The organism is Paenibacillus fonticola DSM 21315 (assembly GCF_000381905.1).
In the GTDB taxonomy this organism is placed as follows: Bacteria; Bacillota; Bacilli; order Paenibacillales; family Paenibacillaceae; genus Fontibacillus; species Fontibacillus fonticola.
Genome location: NZ_KB907282.1, coordinates 16,499 through 35,951 on the forward strand (window position 1 = coordinate 16,499; position 19,453 = coordinate 35,951).

Annotated in this window: 15 protein-coding genes and 1 riboswitch; of the genes, 8 read left to right on the forward strand and 7 right to left on the reverse strand. The window is 47.6% G+C overall.

Annotated features, from left to right (window positions below):
• Positions 1 to 420: 420 nt before the first annotated feature.
• Positions 421 to 993 (forward strand): DUF1349 domain-containing protein, encoded by a 573-nt coding sequence (locus G358_RS0126430; protein WP_019640277.1) that lies wholly within the window; start codon positions 421 to 423, stop codon positions 991 to 993.
• Positions 994 to 1,065: 72 nt separating this feature from the next.
• The gene (locus G358_RS0126435) at positions 1,066 to 3,858 is read left to right on the forward strand and encodes a glycoside hydrolase family 3 C-terminal domain-containing protein (RefSeq protein WP_019640278.1); all 2,793 of its coding nucleotides are present in this window, start codon (positions 1,066 to 1,068) and stop codon (positions 3,856 to 3,858) included.
• Positions 3,859 to 4,067: 209 nt separating this feature from the next.
• Here the strand turns inward: G358_RS0126435 and G358_RS0126440 are convergent, their stop codons facing one another.
• Entirely contained in the window at positions 4,068 to 4,391 is a 324-nt protein-coding gene (locus tag G358_RS0126440; RefSeq protein ID WP_019640279.1) for a hypothetical protein, read from the reverse strand.
• A gap of 223 nt (positions 4,392 to 4,614) precedes the next feature.
• Between G358_RS0126440 and G358_RS0126445 the strand changes: the two genes are divergently transcribed.
• A complete protein-coding gene (locus G358_RS0126445) occupies positions 4,615 to 5,388 on the forward strand; it encodes a prolipoprotein diacylglyceryl transferase (RefSeq protein WP_019640280.1) in 774 nt (257 codons plus the stop codon).
• A gap of 136 nt (positions 5,389 to 5,524) precedes the next feature.
• Here G358_RS0126445 and G358_RS0126450 read toward each other — a convergent pair whose 3' ends face one another.
• On the reverse strand, positions 5,525 to 6,754 hold the full coding sequence (locus G358_RS0126450; protein ID WP_019640281.1) for a sugar efflux transporter: 1,230 nt from the start codon (positions 6,752 to 6,754) through the stop codon (positions 5,525 to 5,527).
• 302 nt (positions 6,755 to 7,056) lie between these two features.
• Between G358_RS0126450 and G358_RS30940 the strand changes: the two genes are divergently transcribed.
• The 4 genes from G358_RS30940 to G358_RS0126470 are packed head-to-tail and all read left to right on the forward strand — an operon-like array spanning position 7,057 to position 10,788.
• Positions 7,057 to 7,860, forward strand: a complete 804-nt coding sequence (locus G358_RS30940; protein ID WP_019640282.1) for a PspA/IM30 family protein — start codon at positions 7,057 to 7,059, stop codon at positions 7,858 to 7,860.
• A 31-nt stretch (positions 7,861 to 7,891) separates the two neighbouring features.
• Positions 7,892 to 8,923 carry a TFIIB-type zinc ribbon-containing protein gene (locus tag G358_RS0126460; protein WP_019640283.1) on the forward strand — a complete coding sequence of 344 codons (1,032 nt, stop codon included), beginning with the start codon at positions 7,892 to 7,894 and terminating at the stop codon, positions 8,921 to 8,923.
• The gene (locus G358_RS0126465) at positions 8,920 to 9,708 is read left to right on the forward strand and encodes a TPM domain-containing protein (RefSeq protein WP_019640284.1); all 789 of its coding nucleotides are present in this window, start codon (positions 8,920 to 8,922) and stop codon (positions 9,706 to 9,708) included. Before G358_RS0126460 ends, G358_RS0126465 begins: the two co-directional genes overlap by 4 nt.
• Before the next feature lie 21 nt (positions 9,709 to 9,729).
• Positions 9,730 to 10,788 carry an SPFH domain-containing protein gene (locus G358_RS0126470; RefSeq protein WP_019640285.1) on the forward strand — a complete coding sequence of 353 codons (1,059 nt, stop codon included), beginning with the start codon at positions 9,730 to 9,732 and terminating at the stop codon, positions 10,786 to 10,788.
• Between the two features lie 530 nt (positions 10,789 to 11,318).
• Here G358_RS0126470 and G358_RS0126475 read toward each other — a convergent pair.
• Complete coding sequence (locus G358_RS0126475; protein ID WP_019640286.1) at positions 11,319 to 12,719, reverse strand: hypothetical protein; 1,401 nt, start codon at positions 12,717 to 12,719, stop codon at positions 11,319 to 11,321.
• 267 nt (positions 12,720 to 12,986) lie between these two features.
• Positions 12,987 to 13,484 (reverse strand): hypothetical protein, encoded by a 498-nt coding sequence (locus G358_RS0126480; RefSeq protein WP_019640287.1) that lies wholly within the window; start codon positions 13,482 to 13,484, stop codon positions 12,987 to 12,989.
• Between the two features lie 396 nt (positions 13,485 to 13,880).
• Positions 13,881 to 14,046, forward strand: a riboswitch (cyclic di-AMP (ydaO/yuaA leader).
• Between the two features lie 166 nt (positions 14,047 to 14,212).
• On the opposite strand from G358_RS0126480, the gene G358_RS0126485 reads away from it, so the two are divergent.
• Positions 14,213 to 16,033 carry an APC family permease gene (locus tag G358_RS0126485; RefSeq protein WP_019640288.1) on the forward strand — a complete coding sequence of 607 codons (1,821 nt, stop codon included), beginning with the start codon at positions 14,213 to 14,215 and terminating at the stop codon, positions 16,031 to 16,033.
• Between the two features lie 56 nt (positions 16,034 to 16,089).
• On the opposite strand, the gene G358_RS0126490 is transcribed toward G358_RS0126485, so the two are convergent.
• The 3 genes from G358_RS0126490 to G358_RS0126500 form a co-directional block, all read right to left on the reverse strand.
• On the reverse strand, positions 16,090 to 16,968 hold the full coding sequence (locus G358_RS0126490; RefSeq protein WP_019640289.1) for a carbohydrate ABC transporter permease: 879 nt from the start codon (positions 16,966 to 16,968) through the stop codon (positions 16,090 to 16,092).
• Between the two features lie 21 nt (positions 16,969 to 16,989).
• Positions 16,990 to 17,874 (reverse strand): carbohydrate ABC transporter permease, encoded by an 885-nt coding sequence (locus tag G358_RS0126495; protein ID WP_019640290.1) that lies wholly within the window; start codon positions 17,872 to 17,874, stop codon positions 16,990 to 16,992.
• A 111-nt stretch (positions 17,875 to 17,985) separates the two neighbouring features.
• Positions 17,986 to 19,308 (reverse strand): extracellular solute-binding protein, encoded by a 1,323-nt coding sequence (locus G358_RS0126500; RefSeq protein ID WP_026342486.1) that lies wholly within the window; start codon positions 19,306 to 19,308, stop codon positions 17,986 to 17,988.
• Positions 19,309 to 19,453: the final 145 nt, after the last annotated feature.

Genomic DNA, 19,453 nt, shown 5'->3' on the forward strand with positions numbered 1-19,453 from the left:
TTAGTAGCTCTGTTTATAGGGTAGGTCATATTCATGTATAAGAACAGTTTGGATTATGCAATTTGGATTGGCAGGAATCATCGGATATAATATCTTGCCCAGATTATTCCTACCTATGAAAACTTGCCCAAGGTCAGACGCCACGTTAGCTTTCGTGAGCCTTTAAGATAGATGGGGGAGCGAGGAGGAGGAAGCCGATTTTCATAGCAGCTCTGGCCACGGTATGCTTATTGTCGGCTTGCCAGAAGGAGAGTAAGGAAGCAGAGGGCTAGAATTCAGCTGCCGGTAAAGCCACCATTGATCCACACTATGATCCAACCCGTCATTCGAACCATTGGATGAAAACAGCTCGACATGGTTCTGTCAGGCTGCCCGAATATGAGTTATACTTAAGAAAATAAAATATTTGGAGGTATATTCATGAACCCATTTGATAAGTGGCTAAACGAAGCTCCGCTCAATGAAACGAATAACCTGATTCAAATTACCGCACCAGGCCGTACGGATTATTTCATCAACCCGGAAAGCGGAGATGTAAAGAGCAATGCGCCATTTTTATACGCGGATATCCAAGGTGATTTTGTGCTCCGCGCCAAAGTAAGGCATGATTTCATATCTAAGTTTGATGGGGCAGCGCTTTTTATAATGGATGGGGATGATCGCTGGGCGAAGCTGTGCTATGAGTATACGGATTTAGATACATATGCTGTAGTTAGTGTCGTCACGAACGGCGTTTCGGATGATGCCAACGGCCAGAATTTGACGGATAAGAGCGTTTGGCTGCAGATTGGAAGAAAAGGCGACGCCTTTGCGATGCATTACTCCACAGACGGGTCTTATTATCAGATGGTCCGGGTATTCCAATTAAAGGCTTCCGATACGCTGAAGGTCGGAATCGTTTCTCAATCGCCAACCGGCGAAGGGCTGGTTAGTGATTTCTCGGACATTCAGCTGGAACGTGTCACAATGCACAATATTAGAGCTGGAAAATAGGGAAATAAACGTGGATCACAGCTAAAAGCTTTAATTTTATCATCTAAAAAAAGACATAGGGAGAGAAAAAAAGTGACGACGAGCAAACAGGGAATTCCATTGGAAGGCTTTGCCGAATTTAGCAGGAAAGTAGCTGCAGAAGGTGCTGTGCTGTTGAAAAATGACGGACAAGCTCTTCCGCTGCAAAACAATGAAAAAGTGTCGATTTTCGGCCGGATCCAGGTCGATTACTATCGCAGCGGGACGGGCTCGGGCGGCAGTGTGAATGTCGCTTATACGACGAATCTGCTGGACGGTCTTCGCAGCAAGAAGAACATCGCTGTGAACGAGGATCTGGCGGCCGTCTACGAGGAGTGGATCGCGCAGAACCCGTTCGATAACGGGGGCGGCGGCTGGGCAGCAGAGCCTTGGCACCAGAAGGAGATGCCCCTAACCGATGAACTGGTGCGCAAGGCGAGAGGTGAATCCGATAAAGCCATCGTCGTTATCGGGCGTACGGCGGGTGAAGATAAGGATAATGCCGATGAACCGGGCAGCTATCAATTGACCGCAGAGGAGAAGGTCATGCTGAAGCAGGTCACTGCCCATTTCGAGCGGACGATCGTTGTGCTGAACGTATCCAATATTATCGACATGAGCTGGGTTAATGATGCGGCTTTTTCGAAACCGATTTCGTCGATCATTTACGCCTGGCAGGGCGGCATGGAAGGCGGCAATGCCATCGCTGACGTATTGGCTGGGGACGTGACACCAAGCGGCAAATTAACCGATACCATCGCTTATTCCATCGCCGACTATCCGTCGACCCGAAACTACGGTAACGAATTCAAGAACATATATCAGGAAGACATTTATGTCGGGTATCGTTATTTCGAGACGTTCTGCCCGGATAAAGTGCAGTTCGAATTTGGATACGGCTTGTCTTACACGGAATTCCGTATTGAGCCGGAGGAAGCGAAGATCGCTGTCCGCGAAGGGAAATCTTATGCGGAAATCGGCGTAACCGTAACGAATATGGGGGGCGTCTACGCAGGCAAAGAGGTCGTCCAGGTCTATTATGAAGCTCCGCAAGGCAAGCTGGGCCAGCCGGCCAGAGCGCTGGCTGCATTCGGCAAGACGAAGGAGCTCCAGCCGGGTGAATCGCAGCGTCTGACGCTGAGCTTTCCTATCCATGACATGGCTTCCTATGATGACGGCGGCGTGACCGGCGCTCCTTCCGCTTATGTGCTGGAAGCCGGAGTGTACCGTTTCTATGTAGGAAACAGCGTAAAAAATGCAGCGCTAGTAGCGGTTGAGGGACGGGACGGCTATGAAGTGGAGGCTCTCCAAGTGGTGGAGCAGCTGGAGGAGGCACTCGCCCCGACGGAGGATTTCACCCGTATGAAACCAAGCACCCGGAAGGAAGACGGCACCTACGAGCTTGCCTTCGTAGCTGCGCCGACGCAGAAGGTTTCCCTGGCGGAGCGGATCGAGAACAATTTGCCGCAGCAACTGGAGCAAACAGGGGATCAAGGATATAAGCTGAGAGACGTCCATGACGGCAAAGTGAGCATGGAGGCCTTCATTGCCCAGCTTAGCGACGAGGACTTGGCGACGATTGTCCGTGGCGAGGGCATGGTCAGCCCGCTAGTGACGCCGGGTACGGCTTCGGCCTTCGGCGGCGTCAGCGATCGCCTGCTTAGCTACGGCATCCCGGTCGGCTGTACTGCGGACGGTCCTTCCGGCATCCGGATGGACAGCGGGGATAAAGCGACCCAGGTCTCCATCGGCACGCTGCTGGCCGCGACCTGGAACGTGGAGCTGGTTGAAGAGCTCTATGTCTTGGAAGGGCAGGAGCTGCTAAGAAACAACGTGGATTCGCTGCTAGGGCCGGGGCTTAACATTCGGCGAAGCCCGCTGAACGGGCGCAACTTCGAGTATTTCTCCGAGGACCCGCTCATTTCTGGGGCGTTCGCCGCAGCTTGTACCCGCGGGATTATCCAAGGCGGATCCTACGCGACGCTGAAGCATTTTGCCTGCAACAACCAGGAGAAGCATCGCAGCAAGGTAGATGCGGTCGTATCCGAGCGCGCTCTGCGGGAAATTTACCTGAAGGGCTTTGAAATTGCCGTGAAGGAGGGCGGTGCGAATTCGATCATGACTTCGTACAACCCGGTCAACGGGCATTGGGCCGCCTCCAACTACGATTTGAACACGACGATTCTCCGCGGGGAATGGGGCTTCAAAGGCATCGTCATGACCGACTGGTGGGCGGTTATGAACGACGTTGTCCATGGAGGCTCAGCGGATCGCAAGTATACGAATTGGATGGTTCGCGCGCAGAACGACCTTTATATGGTCGTTACCAACTACGGCGCCGAGGTCAATGCGTATGATGACAATACGCTAGAATCGCTGGACAACGGGACGTTGACCCGCGGAGAGCTGCAGCGCTGCGCGATGAATATTTGCGCCTTCCTTATGCAGGCGCCGGTATTTTCCCGGAAGCAGGAAATCGTCGAAACGGTGCATGCCTTTAAAGCGAATCACGCATTAACGCCAGAGCAGGGACAGGTGCAGGAGCTGTCCAGCGATGCGCAGATTAAGCCTGTCGCGGCAGGATCAACCTATATGAAGGTAGATCAGGCCGGACAATACCGGATCATCGTCAACATCATGTCTCCAGAGCCGGAGCTGGCACAAAGTGTGTGCAACGTTATGCTGAACGGCCAGCCGATGGTTACGATCCAGACGAATGGTACGGAGGGCAAATGGATCCGCCTGAAGCTGGCGAAGGTGGAGCTCGAAGCGGGAATGTACGAATTGACGCTCGACTTTCTTAAGCCGGGCTTGCAGATCGGCTGGATCGAATTTAACCAAGTGTAAGCAACAGCAACACGGTGTAAACGACAGTAATGTGCAAATATTCATAAATCCAGTTAAAGCCAGAAAAGAACAGCAAAGAAAAGCAAAGAAAAGCAAAGAACGGACGCCAAAGGTGTCCGTTCTTTGCTTTAAGCTTATTTCTAATTATTGTTGATTTAGCTACACGATACTTGGGTAATTATCGTAGCGTTATTGAATACGATTCACAGTCAGTTGAATAAATTTGAAGGAATTTCACCATTAGAGTAATAACGAATTACTTTTCCCTTTTCTTTGGCATATTCTATTTCTCTTTTTGTGCTGCTTCCAATGTAACGATTCACATCAATCACGAATATTTCATCTGAAAGATCAATTTTTTTGAAATGAAGATTTCCAAGTAGTTCAGCTTGTTCTTCAGTTATTTCAAACCCTTCACTCTGCTCAAAGAAGGCGAGACTGATTACAATATTTCCTTGAAGTGTAAGAAATGCATTTGCCTGTTCGAATTGATCTTTGAATTTTGTAGAGCCACATAAAGTTATTATTTTCATAAGCATTCCCCTTACATAATTTCCTCATTAATATATTCTTTCCCTAATTTTAATAACCTTCAAAACAGGAATCTTTTAGAAAAGCGTTGCTTTAAAACAATTCGATTGAAGTCATTTACTGTCACACAGCGTGAATCAACAGGTTTTTTTCGTGCTATTAATTGGATGTTTATGCTAAAATGTGTGAGGGGATTGCTAGTCGGGCTAGTAAAGAGAGGATGGTATGATGAAAAACGATTTGCTGAAGCTTGGCCCTGTCACCATTTACGGATATGGATTGATGATTGCTATCGGTATTGTCGTGGCTTATATGGTTGTTAATTATAGAGCGAAAAACAGACAGCTGGCGCAATCGCACGTTTCATCCTTAACGATTTGGGGCTTATTAGGCGGGTTTTTTGGCGCGAAGCTTTTATATTGGATAACCCAGTACAAGAATATATGGGATCATCCCGAAATACTATGGGATTTAACCGCAGGGTATGTCGTTTTTGGGGGCATCATTGGCGGAATATTAGCTGGATATTTGTATTGCAGGAAGAACAAATTAAACTTTTTACAGTGTCTGGATCTGTTTGCGCCTTCTATTGCCTTGGCTCAGGGCTTTGGCAGAATTGGCTGCCTGCTGGCCGGCTGCTGCTATGGAGAAGAGACGGACAGCTGGTTTGGAATTACATTTCATGAATCTCACTTTGCTCCTAACGGGGTTAAACTGATCCCGACACAAATATTCGAAAGTGTGTTTAATTTCGCCGTATTTTTTATTCTGATATGGATAGCTAGAAGGGTGAAGCTGGATGGATTTATAGCCGGTTTATATTTAATCTTTTATAGTCTCGGTAGATTTGTGATTGAATTTTATAGAGGGGATATCATTCGCGGCAGTGTGGGCATGTTTTCTACTTCGCAATGGATATCGATCGGCGTTTTGCTGGTCACCTGCACTATTTATATTTCGATGTTATTCCGATCCAATCAAGTGGCTGCTGATGAATAAACTAAAGCAAGTCAATGCATATACAAATTAGCAGGGCAAGGCCAATACAAATATAATTATGGTGCAAAAAAGCCGGGATGAACTAGTTTTCAATCCGGCTTTTTGCTATTCATGCAAATTTTCTTGATGTTCGGTCTTACATGGATGCGGGGGTGCTCTCCCCAATTTCTTGTGTAGAAGGTTCCCGGTTTGTAAGCATCAATAAGAAGGCCGCGGCGGCCATGACCGCGCAAACGATAAAAACAGCCCGGAATCCAAACCATTCCGCAACACTGCCGGCGATGATTCCTCCCAGCATATTTCCGATCACCGAAGTGTTTGAATATAGCGTCGTAGCGGTGCCGGGCTCATGGGGAAGCAAGTCTTGGAAATAGCTGATTCCCAGCCCCATAACAATGGACACGGTAACTGCGCTTAGAAACTGCATTGGAACGATGGCCCATACGATAGGGGTAAATCCTACCAGAATATAATAGGCAATAGCAAAAAGCGCCCCGACCCGAATCAGATAAGACTTGCGGTATTTAGCTGCCAATATGCCTACCCCGATAAGCAGGGGAATTTCCACAGCAGCAGCCACGCTGAATAGCAGGCCGACATCGGATTGGCTGCCCTGCAGTGTCCTGGTCACATATAGCGGAAGGTTCACCATACACATTGTCGAGGCCACGCTAAGCAGTATAAACGAGCCTAATGCCCCGGCAATACGGGGTTTCATAAGGAATTTTCTAAGCTGAATAGGAGGCTCATTCGTAGGGGCGGTCATCTTGCGGTCAGAGCTCTTCAGGAAGATCAGGACAAAGAAGAGGACGATGCCATAGGTCACGGCTGCAGCTAGAAACAATCCCTTAAAGCCTGCAGAGGCAAGCAGTACGGCAGCAATAGCCGGCCCTATCACCCAGGCTAGGGAGAAGAATATTCTTAAAGTATTTATGGCCATATCGGCTTGTTTCGCACGGACGCGGTTCATTTCTTCACGTGCATAAGCAAACATTTGGGGGAACGCCGAGGATGCGGTGCCTAGACACAGAAAGGCAATGATAAGTAGAGTGTAGTAGTTTCGTACCTGGGTGAATAGAATGTAACCGATAATAGCTGCACTAACCGATACAATAATTACCCACTTTCTTCCCCAGTATTTATCGGATAGTCTGCCGAGTACCGTGCTGATCAGGACGCTGGATGCAGCGGTCACCGTCATGAACAAGCCCAGATAAGAAGGGGACATACCAACTTCATCTACGCCGAATAAGGATAGAAAGGGGTAGGTAAAGGAGATGCAGATGCCAAGCAGCAGGATCGAGATCATAAGAATACCGTAATTAGGGATTGAAAAAAAAGATAACGTTTGTTTTAATCTGTTCAAAAGCGTCCTCCTACTCGCTTTGATGCGATATGTATTTTTTTCATCGGGTTTTATATGTATGCCAAATATATGAAAATAGATTATCACAATTCGGAATAATTGTTAATCAATTATATTTTTTACCTTTATATAGGTGGCGCGTTCTGTAATTATGTATGCTGGATGGTGGTTTTTGAATTTCTAATGCTACTTTCTCTTAGGCTTTCCATTAGCCTATCCCTTGGCCTCCTCTATAAATGAAACCTTTTGGCTGAAATTCATGTATTATAGTTAAATGCAAACTTTCGAGGGGGGAGCTCTATATGGGAATCTTATCGAGGTTTCGGGATATTATGAGAGCCAATGTGAACTCGTTCAAGGATCGGGCAGAAGAGGATCCGGCGAAGGCGATGAATGATTATATGCAGGGCTTGCGCAGCGATCTGGGACAGGTCAAAGCGGAAACGGCTTCGGTACTCGCAGAGGAGCGAAGGGCGAAGGCAGCATTGGATGAGTGCCAGGCGGAGATTCGGAAGCTGCAGCGTTATGCCGAGAAGGCCGTAGAAGTGGGCGATGAGGACAAGGCAATATCATTTCTCGAGCGGAAGGCGCAGCAGGCCGACAGGCTAAGCGGGCTGCAGAAGGTTCACGAGTTGGCTGCCGCGAAGGCATCCAGCCTGAGGCAGCTGCAGGAGAAGCTGTTGTCCGATATTGGACAGATGGAGGCGCGGCATTCTGAGCTGCAGGAGAAGCTCGCGGCCTCTAAGCTGCAGCAAGGCTTCAGCGCAGGCAGTGCAGCATCAGGCTCATTCGATGAGCTGGAGGAGAAAGCGTATCTTGCCGCAGAAGAAGCGATAGCTCTGGCCGAGCTCAGGTCTGGAGAGAAGCCGGACAATGCGGCTGATCCGACCGTATATATGGAGCAGGAAGCGGGCGCAAATTTGAGTGTGAATTCTGGCACGAGTTCGGGCACGGGCTCTGGTGGGAACTCAAGCACGAACGATAGCATGGACTCAAGTACACACTCAAGTACGAACGATAGCACACACATTGCCGCTAGCGCACCTCCAAGCGTGGAAGAGGAGTTAGCTGCAATCAAAGCGAGAATGAACAAGAAGGAATTATGATTCAAGCACTTTTGTTACCTGAGGTGAGTAAATGCCGATAATCGACTACAAATGTCCCAGCTGCGGCAGCGGCATGGTCTTTAACGGAAGGACCGGAGCATTGACCTGCCAAGGCTGCGGGCGGCAAGACAACATTGAAGAGCTTCTTGACCCGCTGAAGGAGCAGGTGTTTTCCGAGGATCGGGGGAGCGTGTATCACTGCAACAGCTGCGGGGCTGATGTTATGGCTGAGGCGGAGACGACCGCGACGGTATGCAGCTTCTGCGGTTCAGCCGCCGTTCTTGGCGACCGCCTGACCGGGAAGCTGGCCCCGGCGAAGGTGCTCCCATTTTTGATCAGCAAGGATGAGGCGATGGCGGCTTTCCGGAAATGGTGCCGGAACGGACTGCTTACCCCCGCTGGCTTCATGACTGCGGATCGCATTAAGGGGATGACCGGAATTTATGTCCCCTTCTGGCTTTATGAGCTGCATAATCAGGTGGAGGTTCAGGGCCACGCTACCAAAGTAAGAACTTATACGCGGGGCGATTATCAGTATACGGAAACCCAGCATTTTGCGGTATACCGCAAGCTCCGCCTGAATTACGTCAATTTGCCGATCGACGCGTCGCATAAGATGGATGACGCGCTGATGGATAAGCTGGAGCCATTCCCCTACGAGCGGCTGAAGGGCTTTAAGAGCCCCTACCTTGCCGGTTATATTGCGGACAAATACAGCTATGACGATCGGGAGCTGCTTCCACGGGCTAAGGAGAAAATCAGCAGCTATATCGAAGCCTCCATTTCAGCCGCAGTGACCGGGTATACGTCGGTCAGCTTCACGAACAAGCAGATTGATACGACCTTAAAGCAGGCGGATTATTGCTTGATTCCCGTATGGATGGTGAAGTACGACTACAATCGAAAAGAGTACATCTTTGCGATGAACGGCCAGACGGGCAAAGTGGTCGGCAAGCCGCCGCTCAGCAAAGGGAAGATTTCCGCCTGGTTTGCAGGCGTAGCGGGCGCCACCTTCCTGTCCTTGAAGCTGATTTCCTGGATGATGGGAGGCGGTTTTCTGTGAGAAGGCATTATTCACTTTTAAGCGTTCTAATCTTCCTTGCTGTGTATCTCGCCGTCCCCGGCGGCATAGCAGCGGCAGCGGAAACGAAAACATTGATCTACGACGAAGCGAACCTGCTCAGCCCGGGGGAATATGATGAGCTGAATGCGATGGCAAACGAGTACGGGGCGAAACGGGAAACGGATATTATAATTATTACTTCAAACAATCCAGAAAATATCGATGTCGTGAAGATGACCGAGGATTTTTACGATGATCGTGCGCCGGGCTATGACAAGCCTCATGGCAATGCGGTCATTCTCACGCTGGATATGAACAACCGGGACGTATATTTGGCCGGATTTTACAAAGCGGAGCAGTACCTGGATGATGGCAGGCTCGCTCAGATCCGCAACAAAATTACGCCGAATGTATCAAGCGGAGACTATAAGCTGGCTTTTGAAAAATATATTAAAACCGCCCACAAATATATGGGCTTCAAGCCGGGGGTGAACCCGGACAACCCGCTGTTCAACATTGGCTTCCAGCTGATTGCGGCTTTAGTCGTCGGAGGAATCGTCGTGGGAATTATGGCTTACCGCTCCGGCGGCCGTATCACGGTCAACCGGCGCACCTATGAGGATGCCAGCACTTCAGGTATAGTGGGCCGCCAGGATCAGTACCTGCGGACGACGACTACGAAGCGGAAGATCGAACGGAACACGGGTGGAGGCTCGGGCGGCAGAGGCGGGGGCGGCATTACGAGCGGCGGCCATTCGCATAGCGGCAGCAGAGGGAAATTCTAATCGAAGGGATGGGAGAGCACGATGAGTTTTTTTAGAAATCAATTCGCAAACGTTGTAGAATGGGAAGAGTTCCGGGATGATATGATTTTCTGGAAATGGAATAACCGGGAGATCAAGAAAGGCAGTAAACTGATTATCCGTGCCGGCCAGGATGCGATTTTCGTAAACAATGGGAAGATCGAGGGGATTTTTGAGGATGAAGGCTCTTATAACATTGAATCGGAGATCATCCCGTTCTTGTCCACGCTAAAAGGTTTTAAATTCGGCTTCAACAGCGGCATGCGTGTAGAGGTCCTATTCGTCAATACGAAGGAGTTTACCGTCAGATGGGGAACGCAAAATCCTATTCTGATTCCGACGCCTCAGCTGCCGGGCGGCATGCCGATTCGGGCAAACGGAACATTCAACTTTAAAGTCAATGACTATATGACACTGATCGATAAAATTGCCGGAATGAAGGACAGTTATCTCGTCGAGGATGTCAAGATCCGCATCACTTCCGTGCTGGATCAGCTGCTTATGAAGTGGATCGCCAAAGAAGGCAAGGACATGTTCAATCTCCAAATCAATGCTGCCGAAATTGCTAAAGGCATTCGGGAGGATCTGGACATGGAGGTGCTGAATAACGGGATAGCGATTACTGGCTTCCAGGTGATGAGCTTTAACTATCCTCAGGAAATCCAGGATATGATCACGAAGACAGCGTCCCATGAAATGATCGGCAACCTGCAGAAATATCAGCAGGTCAGCATGACGGACGGCATCGCTTCCGGCAAAGTGCAGGGCGGTGGTACGGCCTCGGATATGGCAGGCATGATGATGGGCATGACTATGGCGAACGAAATGATGAAGAACATGAACTTGAATCTGGGCCAAAATCAAGGTCAGAACTCGAGTCAGAACCAGAACCAGCATCAGAACCACAGCCCAGGCCAAAACCAGCACAACAATCCGAACCAGCAGCCGCAGGGTGCTCCTGCTGCATCTGACGGCGGCAAGCGGCCGAATTTCTGCCCGAACTGCGGCACCAAAAACGAAGGGGCGAACTTCTGCCCGAATTGCGGCCAGAAGCTGAACTGATTTTTATTCAGATCTTGAAGCACCGTCTCCTGCTCAACCAGGAGACGGTGTTTTTTTCTTAAGATGTCAGGAAAATTCGCAGCTATATAAGATGAACTAAAAATGGGATGCAGGCAAGGAAGAAAAATGATTCCGAAGAAATTGAAAGCTTTCTGGAAGAAAGCTGCTTCGAAAGCATAAGCTTGTGGTCGCCTTTGTGAGCGGATTTCTACCTCTTATGAATCTATATCATCCAAGAAATCTGGGAGCAACAGCGATCGTAGGAACATTTTACGGACTTGCCCCACATCCATTTCCATTGTTCAACTTATATAGAGCTTCCTGATGTTGCAAGAAAACTGCCGCTAACCGAGGTCTGAAATGGAAAACCCCCTATAATCGCATCGGCTTCCCCCGAAGGGCCTTCCAATGTTCATTATAAGGGGGCGTGTAAATCCCTAATTCCCTTTTATTAGCCGTAGCCGTGCGTGAAACCTAAAATTTGCAGAACGTTTTGAATCTGAATAAGAGCGGGAATGGCTACTAGCACGCTAGATGCCAAATAAAGAAGCGGTTTTTTTCTTTTCATCTTCGTACACCCCATTTACCAAGTTTTGATAAGCAGTTTTTGTTTCAGAAGATGCCTGATCTCTATTGTGTTCAAACAAGCCTACAGACTTTATTATACTACTTTTATTATTGATTTTTGAAGATAATTCCAAACAATTCAATAAATATTTAAATCCATCCGAATACATGCGCCGGTGAAAATAATAAAAGGCTAACTCATGCAGAAACTCGGTAAAAGCATTCGCCATCAGCTGATCAGCATATCTGCTGTCGGCTTGCACCTGAATGTACTCCGTAATATGTGATTCAAACCTCTGGAGTATTTCGTCCACATCCATATCCAATCGGTTGGCCGCCTCAATAATATTGAACAGTCCAGGCAGAATTTCCTCTTTGTTACGTTCAATGTGCTGGACATATTCTGGCAGAATACGTGTGTCTCCAGATAACAGCTTATAAGCGTAAGTGTTAGCCTGTGCCCACGCTTTAAATAAACCGATCCAATGACGCGTGTCCGGGTCCGTTTCTTTGACCCAGCTCAAGTCGGCATACGCACAGGTAAACCGCAGAGCTTGCGTATAATTTCTTTGTGCCTCATACACACAGGCGCGAAGCAAATACGCATAGGCTACATAAAAGAAGAGGGGCCGGGTAGGCATCTTTTGCATGTTCATTTCTTTTTTTCTTTCGGAGTGATGCGTCCACTGATAATACGCTTTCCCGCTGGCTTCTAAGCTTTTCGCCAGTGCTTCCACCTTGTCCCACTGATGCAGTGCCCGGCAGGCATTTGCTAAATCCTTCAAGGCGTCCAGTTGGTCAATTTCATCAAGCCGGTCTAAGAAAGGCTCGAATTGGATAACGGCTTGATAATTTTGCACCAGGTCGCTGCCTAACCTCAGTAAGAACAAACGATACTGGCAAAAGGCCAGCCGTTCAGAATGCTGCTGTCTCTCACTTAATGCTACGCTTTCAAATAATAAAGCCGCCGCTCCCCGCTTCCCGTTTTGATAAAAGTCCTCCGCAACCTCAAACAGCAAAGGGGAATACATCAGGTTATCCATCAACAAATTAATAATTTTTGGAATGCAATCGAGCTTGTTCAAGTCTGCACAACGGTATAAAAATGGCCGGATTCTGCGCCAATTCGGTGTTGTATTGTTCAAAAACTCCTCAATGTATTGATCGTAGAAATGGCCTTCAGGCAAATTCATTACTGAAGTTAGACGATCTAAATGATCGACCGTGAGCACTTTTTGTTTGTTCAGAAGTGAACTTAGCGTACCTGCATTCAAATTAGCCAAGCTGGCCAATTTTCTTAATTTTAAATCTTCCTGCTTAAGAAAGTTATCTAGTTGTTGAAGAATCGTGGCTGTATTATTCATACAAATCACCCTATCCAAAACTATTAAATTTGCACCAGCAGCTACTATTTCAAAATATGTTAATATATTGAAAATATATACTACTATTTAATAAGTGGTCAATTCTTTTTTATACTTTCGCAAATATGTCATAAAGAAGGGCTGCAAAAAAATCGTTAAAACCCCAGGCCGTATGCGTTGAGGCCAGGGGTTTTATTTTTGATATTATCAAATTTCGGATGAGGTTCATTCGTAAGTTTCTGTTAGTTCATAACTGGATAGTCCGTTTTACAATTCAGTCCAGGTGACATTTAATTCAATGACTCCTTCGCTTGAGGACAATAGCCCCCCGATCATGGACCAGCTTTCCTTTTTTTCGGGATTATCGCCTCGAATGATAATGTTTTTGTCATCGATGGTCTGAGCGGAATCATCTAAATTTTGCTTATTGAAATAATCCTTGTACAACTTGGTGATCGTCTCCATGTCTTCCTCGGTAGAAAAAATAAGTAATGCCGATTTCTTGCCGTCGGTAATGTCAGATTGGGAGGTGCTGATCTTCGCATCGTCTGGAATAGGAAAATCCGCCGGTAAATATTCGGGTCTTTTCTCATCGGCCTTCTCATTGGAATTTTCTTCGGTCTGCACTTCGGCTGTAGCGTTCTGCCCTGCTTCCGCCGTATTTAATGGTTGTTGCGCTGGCTCGCTTTTCACAGATTGGCAGGCGCTTAAAGCTGCGATGATAAGAATCGATAACCATAAAGATGTCCAGGCTTTCTTTTGCATGATGTTATTTACCCCTTTTTTAGTGTTTTGATTAGGTTCGATTGTGATTGATCACGTTTTATCCTGCTGTATCCCGCTGTATTCCTACGTTATTCTCCAAATGACGGATCAAGTACTAATCATAATACGATTTCCTAATTTTTCCCTCATGCTGCAGTCCCATTTTATGGGTCTGATTGAAATAGCCGGATGTGCCCTGGTCCTAATTGTTTAAGCCTATAGGAGGAGTATGAAAATGAACGAAAAAAGAAGATAGTCAAAGGCTCGTGGCGATGTAAGCGCAGTCTTGAAACGGAAATATGTGTTTTTCGGCTTATTTTCGTATGCACATTTCTTTACAGTCATTTTGTTTAGGAGTATGATTTCATTCATGACGAACTGATTGCTGAAATAAATAATCCTTTATCGCTGAATTCTATAGTCAGAAACGGGGGAACCAATAGGGATGGCCTTATCGTCCCAGGGGTGAATCGCTTGATCTGAGTCCGATGAATGTCAAGTGTAGGGCTACTTTCGGTCCGAATCCGTCAGCTAACCTCGTAAGCGTTACGAAAGAGGAATTTGTCGCGTGCCAGCGCTTTTTTAAAGCAGCCGCGGGAAAGGCCAACTTTCCTGCGGCTTTTTTGTGCGAACGAAGCCATAGGAAAGGCCGATTTGAACGGATAATGGATGAACCAAGAGGGTACGATACAAAATGTCCCATATCTCAAACTGGTGGTGGAAGCTGGATGACAATCAAAAGGCTGTTGATTGGGCGGCCGTTAAAATCGACCGAATTAGGGGAGCAGAAGCTGAATAAGAAGAAGGCACTGGCCATTCTTTCTTCCGATGCTTTATCGTCGGTAGCCTACGGGCCGGAGCAGATTTTGCTCGTGCTGGTGACGGTTAGTACGGCAGCGTTCTGGTATTCGATACCGATCGGAATCGGCGTACTGGTATTATTGACCGCTCTTATTTTATCCTACCGGCAGATTATATTTGCTTACCCGCATGGCGGGGGAGCGTACGTAGTATCCAAGCAAAATTTGGGGATTTTCCCCGGGCTAATTGCCGGCGGCTCTTTGCTGGTCGATTATATATTGACCGTTGCCGTCAGCGTGTCCGCGGGTACGGATGCGATCACATCGGCTTTTCCAGGCTTGCATGAGCATAAAGTTATCATTGCCGTTATATTCGTCATTCTCCTGACCATATTGAATTTGCGGGGGGTTACCGAATCCGCGACGATCTTAGCCTATCCTGTTTATTTGTTCGTGCTGGCATTATTTATACTAATCGCCGTAGGACTTTATAATATTGCGGTGGGCCATGTCTCGCCGAATTTGCATGTGCCGCTAGGCACCCCGGTGGCAGGCATGACATTGTTTTTGGTGCTGCGGGCCTTTGCCTCGGGAAGCTCAGCCTTGACGGGAGTGGAGGCGATCTCCAACGCCATCCCGAACTTCAAGGATCCCGCGCCGAACAATGCGGCCAAGACGCTGCTGGCGATGGGGACCCTGCTCGCCATCCTCTTCTCGGGCATCGTGTTCCTCGCTTATTACTACGGGATTGTACCTTCCCCGGAGAAGACGGTAGTATCGCAAATTGCCGAGCATACCTTCGGCAGAAATGCGGTATACTACTTCATTCAAGGGACGACGGCTTTGATTCTGGTGCTGGCTGCTAATACGGGGTATTCGGCGTTCCCGCTGCTGGCCGTGAACCTGGCCAATGACCGGTTCATCCCGAGGATGTTCAAGGTGCGCGGCGACCGGCTGGGCTACTCTAACGGCATCATCAGTCTGGGCCTATTATCCATCCTTTTGATTGTCGCCTTTCAAGGGCAGACAGAACAGCTGATTCCGCTGTACGCGGTCGGTGTATTCATCCCGTTTACGCTATCACAGACCGGGATTATGATGAAGTGGCTCCGCGAGAAGCCGCCGGGCTGGCTGGCCAAGCTGATCGTTAACTCCATCGGCGCCCTGATATCCTTAACGGTTACGCTCGTGTTCTTTTTGACGAAATTTACCCGGGTATGGCCGGTGTTGATCTTTCTGCCGCTGATCGTTTACTTCTTCTACCGGATTAAGAAGCATTATGAAGCGGTGGGCGAACAGCTGCGGCTCACAACCTGCGAGCCTGCTGTGCCGATTACGGGGAATGTCATTATTTTACCTGTATCGGGCATTACGCACGTTGTGGACCATTCCTTGAATTACGCCAAATCATTGTCGGCGGATCAAATCATCGCCGTGTATATCCCGTTTGAGAGAGAGGAAATTGCCCGCTTTGAGGAGAAATGGAGCCGCTGGCGGCCGGACATCAGGCTGGTGACTTTGTATTCCCCTTATCGCAGCATCATCACTCCGCTTGGCAAATTCATCGATACAGTGCACCGGAAAGCAAGCGAGAACAATTACCAGGTGACGGTCATCATTCCCCAATTTATTCCGAAGAAGGGCTGGCATAACTTCCTGCATAACCAAACCAGCCTGATGATTCGTACCTATCTGCTCTACCGCAAGGATGTCATTATTACAACCGTTCCTTATCATTTGAAAAAATAAAGGACAATAGTGGCTTGAAAACCCGCTCGAGGAGCGGGTTTTTGCTTGCCTGTCCACTATCCTTTCACGGATCCGACAATCAGGCTCTTTTGGACCTGATCACTTAGCAGCACATAAATGAGCAGCGTCGGAATCGTGGCGATGACGAGACCAGCACCGATTGGCCCCCAGTCTGTCGTATGCTGCCCGGCGAGCGACATAATACCTACCGTTAAGGTTTTCAGCTTCTCGCTGTTAATAAACGTATTTGCAAACATGAGCTCGTTCCAAGTGTTCATGTAAGTGAAGATCGCCACGGTAGCCAGCGCAGGTCTTAGCAGTGGAATGATGATTTTGCCGAATATTTTGTAAATACTGCATCCATCGATACAAGCTGCTTCCTCCAGTTCGCGGGGAATGCTGTTCAAAAATCCGGTCAGAATAAATATCCCCATCGGCAGTGCAAACGCCACATATGGAATAATGAGCGACCAATACGTATTCAGCATATGCATATTTCTCAAGATGACGAACAACGGCAGCAAAGTAGCATGAATAGGCACCATGAGACCGATCAGAAAATAAGTCAAAAACAAATTGTTCAGCTTCCAGTACATGCGGACAATAGCGTAAGAAGTCGCCGCCAGCATGACACTGGATAAAAGGATCGTCACCGCTGTTACGATGATGCTGTTGATGAAGTAGATTCCTACATCCCCGGTCGTCAGAGCGGAGGTGTAGTTGGACCATCTCCAGATCTCGGGAAGCCCCAGCACATTGCCGCCGAATATTTCATTGTTATCTTTAAATGAGAATAGCAGCAGCCAGAACAGCGGATACACCTGAATGATCGCGTATGCCGCCAGAGCCAGGGAAAGAAGCACCTTGCCCGCTTTCTTGAGGTTGAATTTGGATTTTGGATTCATTTGGGGAACTGTCATAACGTTGCTTTCCATGGTTCACACCACCTTTTCTCTCTAGTTAACAGGATCTTTGCCAAACATTCTTTGAATGATTACTGTTGCAACCAGACACTCGACGATGATGAAGATGGCCATCGCACTTCCGTATCCATATTGGTATTTGGCAAAAATCGATGTATACATAATCGTCGTTGGCACCTCTGTAGCATGCAATGGTCCGCCGTTCGTCAGTACATATATCAAATCAAAGGCTTTAAACGAACCGATGACGGAAAAAACGACGCAAACGCGCAGAATGGGCTTCATGAGTGGAATCGTGATTTTTAGGGCCAGTGTAGGCTCATTGGCTCCATCGATTTTGGCCGCTTCATAAATTTCGGTGGAAATCGATTTGGCCGAAGCGTACATGAGCAGCATATGATAACCGACATATTGCCACAGCAGCGCTACAAAGACAGCACCAAGCGCTGTTTGCGTATTGCCCAGCCATTCGTTCGCAAGGAATCCCAAACCTATTTTATTGAGAATGATATTAAGCATACCGTAGTTGGGATGATAAATTTTCATCCATAATTGGCCGATCACAACGGTGGAGATGATTACCGGAATAAAGTAGACGGTTCTGTACAGCTTTTCGAACTTTACACCCCTTGCCAAAATTAACGCAAGCAATAGTGAAAGAGGGAGCTGGATGCCGACGGAGACGATCGCCAAAACAATTGAGTTTTTGACCCCTTTCGTAAATCCGTCCGTGTTGTTCACGAATAAATCCACATAATTTCCAAACCCGATAAATTTACCATTGGAAAAGCCATCCCATTCCAGCAAGCTGTAATAGCCGGAGAAAAAAATCGGAAGGATGATGATGATCGTGAAGACTAGAAATGTCGGGAAGACGAACAGAAAAATCGCCTTTTTATCGCCCAGCAATTTTTGCATACGAAGTGATACCTCCTTGATGAACAGGCTCAGCAAATTTCATTGGCCTGTAATAAATTTTCCCTGCCAATGAGATGAATCGATTAGCAGGGAAAATATTTGCTTAACGGATTAATTACCGTTGACTTTGTCTTGCATCTGAGCTCCGAATTGTTCAGGAGTAATTTGATTGGCAAACACTTCAGCAACCAAATCTTGATGCGTTTTTGCATCGGCGCCGTTCAGGTAAATATCCCAAACCGGCACACTGCCTACTGCTCCCGTGATGATATTATCCATGATTTCTTTGGCTAATGGGTTAATTTGGGATTGATCCAGGCTGTCATATTTCCAGGTCGGCAAATTGATTCCCGACAGGTAACCTTGCTCTGCTTGGGCTTTAGCCAGGTAAGTGGCCGCTTTGACAGCTTGCTCCTTGTATTTCGTGTCTGCGCTTACAAGCATAGCGTCGCTGCCGCCGCCGACATATTCGGTTGGATCGCCTTTGCCGTCTTCGCTCGCCGGGAATCTGACCGCTTTGATTTTCCCTTTGACCATGGAGGAATCCGATTCCATTTTGGACGCCATCCAGTTGCCGCCAAACAACATGGCGACTTTACCTTGGTTGAACTCCGCTTCCGCTTCATCCTGCGTCATACCCAAAATGCCGTTGCCAAATGCCCCTGCATTAACCAGCTGCTGTATTTTGTCCGCCGCATTCACAAATGCCGGATCGGTGAAAGAGGCTTTGCCATTCAATGCATCCAGCGACAATTGGGAACCGCTTTCACGAAGGGCGATCATATCGTAAATCCACATTCCCGGCCACAAATCCTTCATGCCGGTAATCATCGGCTTAACTCCGTTCTGATTAAACGTATCTACAGCCGTCATCAACTCGCTAAACGTCGTGGGGATTTTGACTTGATACTGATCGAACAGCTCGGTGTTGACGTATAAGGCACCGGCCATTTGACCGTAAGTGATACCGTACACCTTTCCGTCATAAGTAATGTTGTCCAGCGCGCCTGGCAGCATTTGATCTTTCGTTTCATCCGTCAAATACTCGTCAAGATTTAGAATTTTACCGGCTTCCACGAACGGTTGAGCAAAACCGCCAGTCCAGGAATACATAATATCCGGGGCTTCGCCCGCGGCGATAGCCGTTTTGATTTTCGTTTTATAAGCGTTGTTTTCTGTACCGCTGTATTCGATTTGAATGTTCGGATTGTTATCGTTCCATTCTTTAATGATTTTCTCCATTTCAGATTTTTCCGGCTCTGCGGTGCTTATTCCCCAGAAGGAAAGCGTGATCTTTTCCTCCTTAGGCGCCGTATTGTTATTCTTACCGCCGCTGCTGCTATTCGTTCCAGACGAATTGCCGCATGCTGACAGGCCTACAGCCAGTGATGCCGCTAATAAAGTAGAAACTATCATTTTCGTAACTCGTTTCATATGAATCCTCCCTTTTCGAATGTCATAGCTTTTTTGATACGCTTTCATCATAATGAAAATGAAATTGAACTTGAATCTAATATATTGACTTGTACCTTTGATATTTTTACTTAAGCTGTAATCCATATATAATTCACCCAAAAAT